Below are 11,518 nucleotides of genomic sequence, written 5' to 3'. Positions count from 1 at the left end.
ACCATTTAATCAGTAAAGGCATTTATAAATAATGAACCAGACAGAAATACTAAATAAAAAGAGCTGCATAGTAAAAACATCTTTAAAAAGTATAAAACTATGTTTCTGTTGGGTTAAAAAAGAAAATAAGATGAAAACAATTTTAATTACAGGAGCATCATCAGGTTTTGGATTGATGTTAGCAAACAAGCTGCATACAGAAGGACACAATGTAATTGGTACTAGCAGAAATGCAGAAAAACTGCAAGCCACAGTTCCTTTCAAGGTATTGTCTTTAGATGTTACAGATGAAAAATCGATAGAAGAATTTACAAAGCAATTATTTGAAACCGTAAAACAATTAGATGTTCTGGTGAATAATGCGGGTTATATGCTCATTGGATTAGCAGAGGAAACTTCAGCAGAGGCAGGGAAACTTCAATTTGAAACTAATTTTTGGGGAACAGTAAATGTAACAAAAGCAATTTTGCCTTATTTCAGGAAACAAAAGTCTGGTCAAATTGTTACAGTGAGTTCAATGATGGGGCTTTTATCTTTACCTATGCACCCCATATATGCTGCATCCAAACATGCCTTAGAAGGATTCTTTAAGTCATTGCGTTGAGGTAAGCCAATTTAATATCAAGGTTAGCATGGTAGAGCCTATGTGGGCAAAAACAAATATTGGCATAAATATGATTGCTATTGATGGAAATATAACAGAATACAGCAACTATAAAGAGCAAGTGAATAAGTATATCAAAAATGGTTTGGCAAATGGAGATGAGCCTTCTCTAATAGTGAACAAAATTATTAAAGTGATAAATGCTAAAAATCCAAAATTCCGAAACATCATAGGAAAAATGGCAGCAGTGGTACTATTTCTTAATAATTACGCCTATCCACAGTTTGAAGGAGCAATATATAAAAGTGTAAAAACAGCAAAATAAATCATCTTAAATATCAATACAATGGAGAAAATTCGCAGCGAATCAGAACAAGGTGAGTTCATATCAAAAAGCAAAGACATCGTCTCTCATTCAACGACTCCTGGAGAAGAGATGACACACATGGAGTTCGAACACGTCACCTTCGACCTGCCGCACGGCACCTTTCACGCACTGCAGGGTGGTGATCCCAATGGCCAGCCAACTGTCTTCTTGCACGGCTTCCCAGACCATCCACCGACCTCGAGGCTCTTCCTAGCCGAGCTCGGCCGCCGCGGACGTTACGTCGTCGCACCTTGGCTTCGCGGTTACTCTCCGTCCCCAACTGCTGGGCCGTTCGACTTTGTATCGCTCACCAGCGACGTGCTCGCACTAATCGACCGCTGGTCTCCGGGACGGCCTGTGGAGTTGATTGGCCACGACTGGGGTGCCCTGATCGCATACGATGCCTGCGTTACAGCACCAGAGAAGATTGTACGTGCGGTCGCGCTTGGAATCCCTCATCCGCTCACGTTCATGAGACGGCTGACGCACCTGGCTCAGCTGCGCCGGAGCTGGTACATGGGGCTTTTTCAACTGCCAGGAAGCGGCTGGGCAGCCACCGCCCGCGATCTCTCCCTCATCGACCACCTCTGGCGTCAGTGGTCGCCCGGCTTCTCGCTCGATCCTGATCTCAAGGCGGAGCTGCATGAGCACCTGCGGGCGAGCATGCCTGCACCTCTAAAGTACTACCGGGCGATGCTGCGACCTGGCATGATTGGGGCGACGCGACGCATGTCTAAGCCGATCAAGGTGCCCCTGCTGCAGCTTTACGGTGCCAACGACGGCTGCATCCTCCCTGCGCAGGTTGACGACCGACATCGGTTCGCCGCCCAGCATGCAATGGAGGTCGTCCCAGACATCGGCCACTTCCTTCACATCGAGGCACCCGAGGCAATCGCGGAACGGATCGCGGTATGGAGCCTTGCACTTTAAGAAACGACACAGATCTATAAAACAAATGGCTGACGTGAAAAAAATATCAAGACGAGAACTGATAAAAAAGGGCGGGCTGGCTTTATCGGTTTTAGCTTTACCTTTACCATTAACATCATTTTTAAATTTTAATGAAATGACAAATAACAAAAATTTTGACGTAATTATAGTTGGCGGAAGTTATGCAGGGCTTTCGGCAGCAATGGCCTTGGGACGGGCATTAAGAAATGTCCTGATTATTGACAGCGGTCTGCCTTGCAACAGACAGACTCCCCATTCCCATAATTTCTTGACCCAAGACGGAACAGCGCCGGCCGTTATCGCGGATAAAGCTAAGAAAGAAGTTTTGAAGTACGATACTGTAAAATTCGTAACGGACCTTGCCGCTAGTGGAAGGAAAACCGATAAAGGATTTGAGATTTCAACGCAATCAGGAAAAGTATTTGCAGCGAAAAAACTCATTTTTGCAGCAGGCTTAAAAGACAGCATGCTAAAAATTGAGGGATTCTCTGAATGCTGGGGAATCAGCGTGCTTCATTGCCCGTACTGCCACGGCTACGAAGTAAAGAATCAAAAAACAGGGATTTTGGCAAATGGATATGGTGCATTTCATCTGGCCCGTCTGATTCATAACTGGACGAAGGATCTGACCCTGTTTACCAATGGAAGATCGGAATTGACACAAGAGCAGACCGATGAAATCAAAAGGCACAATATTTCAATAGTTGAAAAGGAAATCACCTCATTGAAACACAAAAACGGTGTTGTTGAAGAAATAATTTTTTCAGACAATTCAAGTTTTGAATTGGAAGCTGTCTATTCAAGACCTCCTTTTGAACAGCACTGTAAAATCCCCGAATTACTGGGTTGTGAACTGACAGACCAGGGACTGATCAAAGTAGATGGATTTCAGCAGACCACTGTGGAAAATATATTCGCTTGTGGAGACAGCAGCAATCCTATTCGTGCTGTATCATATGCTGTATCAACAGGGAATAATACAGGAGTATTCTTAAATAATGCAATGACAGAAGAAGATTTTTCAAAATAACAATAATAGCTGCATATAAGCTGTGCTTGGTTATGGCGACTGACCCAGCGCAGCATCAGCAGTAGAATAAAACTTGTATATTAGATCATCTTTCGTCTTCAGTTGTCGGCGGACGGAACACGGAATACCATCACCACCAAACTTTTAACCGTCAGCAGCAGGCAGTTTTTAAATCAATCAGCATGAAAACTTCAATACCCCGCATACCCCCTCCATTTTATTTTGTTGTAGGATTAACTGCGATGATATTACTCAATTTATTTGTTCCAATAGGACATTGGCTGGTTTTTCCTTGGAGATACACAGGAATCATACTAATTGTTCTTGGATTTTCTCTTGCTATTGGAAGTGGCATGTTCTTTCGAAAATTTGGCACAGATCCTCGGCCAGGTACCCGGGCAGCTGTAATTGTAACAAATGGACCATTCAAGTATACAAGAAACCCGATGTACCTGGGGTATATCACTATGCTTATTGGCACTTCAACACTTTTAGGAACACTATCACCGCTAATTATAATTCCTATCTTTTTTTTAATACTTCACACGCAATTTGTACTTCGAGAAGAGAAATGGATGGAAGATTGGTTCGGCGGGCCATACCTGGAATATAAAAAGAAAACCCCGAGGTGGTTGATTTGAAAAGGTTATAGGGCCCTAAGAGGTTCTGCTGCATTTATGCATGGATTTTATCTTTTGAATTTTAATACTAAAAGAAAGTGAAAAGATCACAGCTTTTCCAAAATCTATAATTCTTCAGGAAGTTTGTTTTTAAATTAAGATTTACACTGAGCTGTTGTGGCGCTGCAGCAATAAGGACGGTTAGCGGAATCATTGCGGTTCGAGTTGCAATGCCGCCGGCTTTATGAATCTGCAGCTTTCATTGAATAAGAGATGAATAAGAGAAAGGGGGGAAGCGGGGACAGGATGGAGATTGGATGAAAATGATATAAAAATAAAAGGTATTTGCTGTTATCTGCACAGGGCAGCGGATAAACGAGATAATAAAGCTGGCTTTCTTTGACCAGAAAATGGCAGAGAATGAGTGCCCGGCCATTTCTGATTAAAACAATCAGCAGTAACTGCCGCTAAGAGTAATAAACATTGATAAAAGCGGTTCTGATACTCCCGCTGTCAAATTCTATAAAAAGGGCTCGTTCTCAAAGATCAAATCCGGCAGTGTAAATAGCTCAACGATACTGCACAGCAGGATGATAACTTTTATTCGGCTGAATTCAGCTTACTGCACCTCAATTTATTCATTAAGCCAGCTCCATCGTTCGGCCCAGTCTAATAAAATTTCCTCTCTCCATTTAGAAACGGTTTTACCGCCTTGTATTTTTCCAAAATACAGATCTTTATCCTGCTTATCGGTAAACCAATTGCTTCCCAGCGGGTAATCATCCCTGCTTTTTATTCCAGGCCATATGTTATATACGGCTATTATTCCGGTTCTGCCATTAATTTCTTCGATGCTGGATGAGAACTTATAATTTAATATTTCCGCTTTTTTGGGAATATATCTGATTGCGAAAATACCATTCCCGATATAATAGCCCGGCCATTTTTGAGTCGTGCTGCCATATGGAACTTCCATTGAGAATTGGATTGATTCTTTTGCAGCTTTTATTTTCGGTCCGGAGAAACGAAACTCCATTATGGAGCAGAATGCTATACTGTCTTTAATGGTTGTAGTGCGGTTTAGCACGATTCTTGGGCTATAATTGATTTTTTCAAAACTGCCTCCCCAGCTCTCGCGCGTCGGATCCTCTGGATTGCCGTCCATCATATAAAGCAGAGACGGAGTATCGCCCATCTTGACCTCTCCGTTGTAATAATTTTTAAAATCCCTGCCCAGGTAACTTTTATCTTGAATAAATTTATTATAGTAATCTGATATTCTCACGCTGTCCGGCTCATCACTGTGCGAGAATAATCCATAGTAAGAAGAATTATTTTCAATGAACCATAAGTTTGGAAAATTGGAGGCAATATAGGCATAGCTGTTTGCGCTCCATTTTTTATTGGGGCCTCCAATCCAGTAAACGCGGATTTTATTTTGAATATCAGGACTGTCATGTAAGGCCTGGGCCAGGTCTTCCAGACCTCCCCAGCATAAAACCCATAAAGGCAGCGTGGTTTTTTTCTTAGCGCATTTTATAATCCAGTCAGAGCCTTCGGTAGCTTTTGAGCAGCCGATAAAAGAAACGTTTCCGTGATAGCCTTGTTTTGATATGGATCGTAAATATTCAGGCTGCGCAAATCCCTGCTGATGTTTCTGGAGTTTTGGAAGATCTTTTTCATACAGGCCAATCATTCTCAATATTTCCTGTTTGCTCCCATTGCCATAGGAAGGCGATGAAACCAAACCTTCAATTTCGAACTTATCACTATACATTAACAAATGCGCCAAAGACTGGTTATCGTCCGGATCTGTTCCGCCAATATCAGTGCTGATGAGTATCCGCGGTACTGCTGGCGGCAATTTTTGACCATACACGGCGGTCAGATAGAAGTTTAAAAAACAAAATATATAAAATTGGATTTTCATATCGAAAAATTTAAATCTGAAATAATTGCTCTGCGCTGCTATAGGAAATTGCTTATCACAGTTATTTGCCTGCATTAATGATGTATGATATAATAATATTCCTGTGTTCTGCCGCATCTATGAGTCTTATCTTTGGTTTTTCAAAACTACTAAAAAATAAATACTAAAGGCCATTGTTATCCAAAATATGTAATGCTTCAGGAAGTGGAAATGCTAACAAAAAAGGGAGCAAAGTTAAGAGGGCATTTTTGCGCCCTTAACTATTTTATATACTCTTATTTAATCCGAACTTGAGTCTGTTAAATAAACGATAATTGTTGTTGTTGTTGTTGTTGTTGTTGTTGTTGTTGTTGTTGTTGTTGTTGTTGTTGTTGTTGTTGTTGTTGTTGTTGTTGTTGTTGTTGTTGTTGTTGTTGTTGTTGTTGCTTGGGAGAGATGATGCAGACTTTGCCGGTGGAATCTAATTTAGATTGATCGTCATTGCCAGTTATCCTTTAGATTATTTTTTAGGGTTAGAATTATTTTTTGGAGCTTTTTCCCGCTATTTGTTTCAATCTTTTACGGCGAACCCCGCCATAAAAGGATTTCCACTTCTATCGGGGCTAAAATATTGGAAGAAAGTTTTGCGGCAATAGAAGCAGACTATGGCAGGGAACTATAATTTTCGCCGATGCACCAGGCCCGCAGGTTAGACTGTGCCTTCGAAGACGCCGCACGCCTGATTGCGGCAGGCGCTGCAGATTTGCATCATTTGCAGCGATTTTCTGAAAAATTAGCCCTATATTTGCAGTTCACCAGCCGCACGCGGAACATACTTCTATCGTTTACCCATTGCAGGATTGTATTAATTTTTTAGTATAACTTCTGCAGATTCATTTGCCCTTCATTGAACTGCCCTAAATTTGAAAACGATGCTCCAGCTCAAGAATTTCCATAAGTTTATTTTCCATGCCGATGACGACGAGGATGACAGGCTGCTCTTTCTCGATGCAGTGGATGAGCTTGACCTGCACATTAGAGTTGGGCAGGCCGCCGACGGAGGACAGCTCCTGCAGTTCCTTAGAGGGAGCGGGGCAGAGATGCCCGAGCTGCTGTTCTTAGATATCAACATGCCGGGAAAAAACGGCTTTGAATGCCTAAGGGAGATAAAAGGCGCAGGGGCGCCTTTTGGCTGCCTTAAGATAATTATGCTCTCCACAAGCAGGAATCCTGAAAATATTGATCTTTCCTACGCGCTGGGGGCTGATCTCTATGCCGTGAAGCCCGCCACGTTTCAGGAGCTTAAAAAGCTGCTTTGGGCCGTTTTTATGATCGACTGGAGCGCATTTGCAAGAGATAAGAAAAGGTTCATTCTTACCTGAAAGGCTGGGATCCTTACAGAAGACAGCCCCGCAGCTCAGATGCGGGGCTGTTTTTTTATGATTGTAAGGTAAGGTGATGCGGTGTTATGGACAGGTCAGGCTTCGGCCTCGGACTTCTCCGTGTTATGTTCTGATGCTGTCATCTGAGTTGTATTTTCTTCAGCTTCAGTCTGCCCTGCGGGGATTGCTATCGGATCGGCGCTCTTCTGGCTTTTTTTCATCAGGATGTAAAAATCCCGCAGGTGCCACAAGGCGGGGCATCTCTCCATGGGGCCGCTGAAATTTCTAATGGTGGAGTAGCAGCTCTTAAGGAACACCTGCGTATCGGTGATATTGGCCCAAGGGGTCAGCTGCACTTCTTTCGGCGGGGGATGGTTCTCGAAATGGCGTTTGATCTCTTCGTAATTCATGCTGCAAAAATAGGCAATAAGCGCGCGCGTGTCAAGGTTGGTGAAGTGTTTCTGCTATATTTAGTGCCAGTATTGTTTTGATAGGAGAAAGAAAGCTTTTGTTTTTTTCTTGCAGATGGAGTGGATTCTGCAGGGCTTGAATAATGACCTGTTGGAACGTTTTTAGCGTAATGCAGTTGGGTATGCGCGAGCCGCCGAGTACATATAATTTTTTTGGAGCTAATCCCGCTATCCGCTCAAATCTTCTGCGCCGAACCCCGGCGCGGAAGGATTTCCGCTTCTATCGGGGCTAGGATGCCGGATTGTATTGTGAAAAAAAAGCGTCAGATCCGCTTGTTTAAAGTCCTTTGGAAATAGTAATCTGGATTCTGATTGGCTATATTAAGCCGGCATTGCATTATAAAGAAATGATCATCGCCCTTGGCGCAGGCTTTTCCAGTTTAATAATACACATTAGATGGGCTTTTTGCAGCAAAATTTTCCACAGCCTTACAGTGCATTCAAACACAGGGGAGATCTTCATGTCACTGTCTAAAAACCTTCAACAGCCTGATCACTTTTGGTTACACGGCAAATCAAGGAATGATAGTAATATTTTGCCTGCCTGCTGTGGGATTTATTGATCAGCAGGGTTTTGCCGTTTAGCTTCCAATAGGAAACCTGTCTCAGCCCTTCAGGCAGAATTTCCTCGCTCTGCTTCATTGGGGCGCAATTATAGAGCTGTGAGTATTTAGAATATAATTCATTGTAGCTGCTGGAAAATTCCTGTTCTTTAAAAACCTTTCCTGAATCCCATAAAATCTGCTTCTGGTAGCCGATTATTTTATTGTCTTTCACAAGTATTGATATATCCCCTGTCTTTACTGTGCCGTATAGTATATTAACGGGAAGAAAATCAAATTTCAGATCTGTGCTGTAAAAGTCATAAGAGCTTTTAGGCTGATACAGGTCAAACCTGGTTCCTTTAGTGAGTTTGTATTTCTTTTCTCCCAGGGCATTTGGGTATTGGGCCAGGAATTCATCAAGGGTGATGTCAAAAGGCAGGCTGTCGATTGAAAGTGCATCAAAGCCTTTTGAGCATTTATCCGATATCTCCTGTTTTTCTTTTGCTATGCGCGTGCTTTCCTTCAGGTATGCCGCTCTGCTTTTTGGCAGATTCAGGCTTTTTAATTTTTCGCTGATGGCGTATACCTCCTTGAATTTATCGTCCAGCCCTTTGCTCTCCATTGCTTTGATATATTTCTCTGCATCAGCCGATAGGGAAAGGTATAGGTCAAATTGTTTCTGGTCATCGTAAAAAGCAGAAGGGTTAAGCAGTTTGTCCTGGGACACTACCCTTAGATAAAGCGACTTATCGCTCACCCCGCCGACGGCTTTTTCAAATTCGTTCACTTTTTGGATTGTGAGTTCATACCTGCCCTGGTTATAAGCGGTCTCAGCCTCTTCAAATTTCAGTTCGGCAATGGCCTGGGCAGAAGCTGGCGCAGCAGCAAGCAGGAAAAAGTAAAGTATCAGCTTCATAAATTGTTCATTTTTGGGTTTGGTGTACTCTGGCTGTTATCATCTGCAGAGCGCTTATTCGATAATTGTGCCGTAATTTTTTTCAGGCTTCTTTTGTGTGGATTTTGCAGCTTGGGTTTTTGGCGCGGCCGCATCTGCGGGGCGCAAATCGGCTTTTGCCGGTTTTTCAATTAAACTGCCATAGTTTGGCCCCTGGTTTTCTATTGTTTGAGCCGCCCCTGCAGCGCCGGGCTTTCCTTTATAAGTAATATAGTTTATCATAACGCCGTAATTCTGCAGGCTGCCGATCAGCTCCGATCTTTTTTGTTCGGCCTGATCCAGGGTGTAATAATAGCCATGCAGTGTTTCAGGGTAAGGGGTAAGGCCGGCAATTTCATTTTTAACTGTGGCCGTGTAGGCCCGGGTGCCGTCATTGTATCTTCCCACTTCAAAAACATTCGAAACGTAGGCGCTTGCGCCATACTCGCTTTCCAAACCGTTATGGGAATAGATGAAATAATAAATGGTTGGGGCTTTTTCCTGAGATGCCAGCGGAATATCTTTCCCGGGGACTGCCTGGAAGGCGTTTTTTCGGCCGCTTATTTTCAAACTCAGCTCATATTGGCGCTGCTGCTCTTCCAGAGCGCGCTGCTCTTCCAAGGCTTCTTTTCTTTCTTTGTCGGCGCGGTTCTGCTGTATATATCCCGATATCAGGTTTGTCATATCGCTGACGCCTTTATTTATAGTCTCTTCACGCTGTGCATTGTATGCCCGATCCGCAGCCAGTTTCTGCCGGTACTGGGCCTGCTGCTCTGCAGGGCTGCTTTGTACAGGCTGGCGCTGGATATTGGGCTGGGCCTGCCCTTGAAGGGCTGCTGGGTTCTGCAGTTTTTCCTGCCTCTCCTGCTGGGCGGATCTTTGCTGGTCTTGCTGCTCTTTGCGGATCTGCTGGTTTTTTCTTTCCGCTTCCATTTTCTGCTGCTGCTGTGCGTTCTTTCTCGCCGCTGCATCTTCATTTTCCCTGCTTATGTCCACCACGCTGCTGATGGAATAGCGCAGGCTCTTAAAAAGGGTATATGATTTGCCTTCCGCAATTGCGCAGTCTTTGTTTCCGAAATAATTATGCACATAATCCTTGGAAGGGGTGAATTTTTCATTGGCCCGCAGATGCACTATGCTGTTTACGCCAAGCTTGAATGATTTTGTCCCTTCACAGGCCAGCTCAAGATCGATCTGGACAACAATTTCATATTCCCGTGCGGTATTGTTCTGGACATAAAACAGATAGCTTTCATATCCGCTTCCCAATCCGCTGCGGACAGCCGTGAGGGTGAAGTTTGGATTGGTCTGCTCTATGGGGATGGCGATGCTCTGCGCGTGGGATGAAAAACCCATCAGGGTTATGCCCAAAGCAATGCAGTGCCGCAGGCAGGCATCATGCAGGAGGTCAAAACCGATCTTGATGCGGGCTGGATTTGATTTTTTCATTTTGTTTGTTTAATCACTGGCATAATCGCTGCAAATTAACATAAATCCGTCATTATTTTGAAATTATATGCAAATATATTTATGTTTTGATTTGTGAAGCTTCATTGTCAGATTCTTTCAGCCCCCAGGTCCGCTTTAGGAGCAGGAGTGCAAATTATAAAAAAAGCCTGCGGAATGCTCTCATCGCGCAGGCTTTTCTTTTTTGTATCGTTAAGATGAAATCTTAATGCTCATCGTCCTTGTCCTCGTCCGCCTGGGACTCGTCAAGGGTCCTTCTGTCGGCGTCGTCATGGTCAAGTTCGGTGGGCTGGCGGTCGGCAGACCGCTCCTCGCTCAGATGAAGGCTAGCGGCCTCTTCTGAGTGCTCCATTTCTTCCCAATGGTGTTGTTCTTCCCCGATGTGATAGGCATTATCATCCTGATAGTGCGTATCGTGGTTCTGCTGTGGTGTCATAATTTTTTAATTTAATGGTTTGTAATTTTTGTAAAAGCCCTGCTGTGTGTTAGGGGCCTGTTAGAATTTCCGCTCCGAGGGCTTGTGGAAGCGGGCAGGGCCGCCTTCTGACTCGTCCCTTGCAAGTTCATCCTGCTGAAGCTCTTCACTGCCGAGCTGGCCGATCTCGAATTCCCTGTTTACGGGATTGCCATCATCGGGATCGATCGTTTCAAAGGAATCATTTTGTTCCCCATCTCTCTTCTGGGTATCAATATCTGTTTCAAACCCCTCAGATGGGTCGTTCTCCATAAGGTCTTTTTCGATGTCCTTTTCGGTTATGTCCTTGGAGGGGCTGTCTGATTCCTGGTCCAGGTTCTCCGAGTCGTAAGGGTTGGTGTTTGGGTTACTGCTATTGGGGCCTGCGGCCTGGTTCTGGGGATTGCCTTTGTCCTGCGGCGTATTCTGCGGTGTGTCTTGATTTTTCATTTTATTGTTTTTTAAGGTTGGCTGCTGGTGTTTTTTTTTAGCGGCCTGCCCGTAAAGCGGCTGTATCGGCTTTCAGGTGCGGGCCTGCGCTCCGGGCTTTCAGCTCTGCGCCCTGCGTTCTGCCTCTGGGTTTTGGATTTTGGTTTTCTGCTTTCCCTTTATGTTCTGCCTTATGTCAAATGTAAGGGAGGCGGGGGCAGTTTTTCTTACAGAAAAATGGTTTTCATTTATAAAATGGCAATCAGATGGGCAAGGCGGACGGGACAGCCGGACAGGGGCGGCTGTGTATGGGCGGCAGGATGCAGGTGATAGAATATGTGCTGGCAGGTATGGGT

Annotated in this window: 12 protein-coding genes; 6 read left to right on the top strand and 6 right to left on the bottom strand. The window is 44.1% G+C overall.

The window, feature by feature from the left end:
* Nucleotides 1-130 precede the first annotated feature (130 nt).
* The 5 genes from EG814_RS21180 to EG814_RS08970 all read left to right on the top strand — a co-directional run bounded on the left by EG814_RS21180 (nt 131) and on the right by EG814_RS08970 (nt 3,593).
* Entirely contained in the window at nt 131-604 is a 474-nt protein-coding gene (locus tag EG814_RS21180; RefSeq protein ID WP_235830937.1) for an SDR family NAD(P)-dependent oxidoreductase, read from the top strand.
* 28 nt (nt 605-632) lie between these two features.
* Nucleotides 633-929: a Rossmann-fold NAD(P)-binding domain-containing protein gene (locus EG814_RS21175; RefSeq protein WP_235830936.1), complete on the top strand. Its 297-nt coding sequence runs from the start codon at nt 633-635 to the stop codon at nt 927-929.
* Between the two features lie 21 nt (nt 930-950).
* Nucleotides 951-1,901 (top strand): alpha/beta fold hydrolase, encoded by a 951-nt coding sequence (locus EG814_RS08980; protein WP_206430296.1) that lies wholly within the window; start codon nt 951-953, stop codon nt 1,899-1,901.
* A gap of 25 nt (nt 1,902-1,926) precedes the next feature.
* On the top strand, nt 1,927-2,952 hold the full coding sequence (locus EG814_RS08975) for an NAD(P)/FAD-dependent oxidoreductase (protein WP_125721053.1): 1,026 nt from the start codon (nt 1,927-1,929) through the stop codon (nt 2,950-2,952).
* Between the two features lie 182 nt (nt 2,953-3,134).
* Nucleotides 3,135-3,593 carry a methyltransferase family protein gene (locus EG814_RS08970; RefSeq protein WP_125721051.1) on the top strand — a complete coding sequence of 153 codons (459 nt, stop codon included), beginning with the start codon at nt 3,135-3,137 and terminating at the stop codon, nt 3,591-3,593.
* Nucleotides 3,594-4,206: 613 nt separating this feature from the next.
* Here EG814_RS08970 and EG814_RS08965 read toward each other — a convergent pair.
* Complete coding sequence (locus EG814_RS08965) at nt 4,207-5,502, bottom strand: nucleoside hydrolase-like domain-containing protein (protein ID WP_125721049.1); 1,296 nt, start codon at nt 5,500-5,502, stop codon at nt 4,207-4,209.
* A 911-nt stretch (nt 5,503-6,413) separates the two neighbouring features.
* On the opposite strand from EG814_RS08965, the gene EG814_RS08960 reads away from it, so the two are divergent.
* Nucleotides 6,414-6,863, top strand: coding sequence for a response regulator (locus EG814_RS08960; RefSeq protein WP_125721047.1), 450 nt, complete (start codon nt 6,414-6,416; stop codon nt 6,861-6,863).
* Between the two features lie 95 nt (nt 6,864-6,958).
* Here the strand turns inward: EG814_RS08960 and EG814_RS08955 are convergent, their stop codons facing one another.
* The 5 genes from EG814_RS08955 to EG814_RS08935 form a co-directional block, all read right to left on the bottom strand.
* The gene (locus EG814_RS08955; protein WP_125721045.1) at nt 6,959-7,273 is read right to left on the bottom strand and encodes a DUF6965 family protein; all 315 of its coding nucleotides are present in this window, start codon (nt 7,271-7,273) and stop codon (nt 6,959-6,961) included.
* 531 nt (nt 7,274-7,804) lie between these two features.
* Entirely contained in the window at nt 7,805-8,794 is a 990-nt protein-coding gene (locus EG814_RS08950; protein WP_125721043.1) for a hypothetical protein, read from the bottom strand.
* A gap of 54 nt (nt 8,795-8,848) precedes the next feature.
* On the bottom strand, nt 8,849-10,261 hold the full coding sequence (locus EG814_RS08945) for a hypothetical protein (protein WP_125721041.1): 1,413 nt from the start codon (nt 10,259-10,261) through the stop codon (nt 8,849-8,851).
* A 223-nt stretch (nt 10,262-10,484) separates the two neighbouring features.
* The gene (locus EG814_RS08940) at nt 10,485-10,715 is read right to left on the bottom strand and encodes a hypothetical protein (RefSeq protein ID WP_125721039.1); all 231 of its coding nucleotides are present in this window, start codon (nt 10,713-10,715) and stop codon (nt 10,485-10,487) included.
* Nucleotides 10,716-10,775: 60 nt separating this feature from the next.
* Nucleotides 10,776-11,183, bottom strand: coding sequence for a hypothetical protein (locus EG814_RS08935; protein WP_125721037.1), 408 nt, complete (start codon nt 11,181-11,183; stop codon nt 10,776-10,778).
* Nucleotides 11,184-11,518: the final 335 nt, after the last annotated feature.

This window comes from Flavobacterium ustbae (assembly GCF_003946915.1).
Lineage (GTDB): Bacteria > Bacteroidota > Bacteroidia > Flavobacteriales > Flavobacteriaceae > Flavobacterium > Flavobacterium ustbae.
This window is presented reverse-complemented; position numbering and strand designations above follow the sequence as displayed.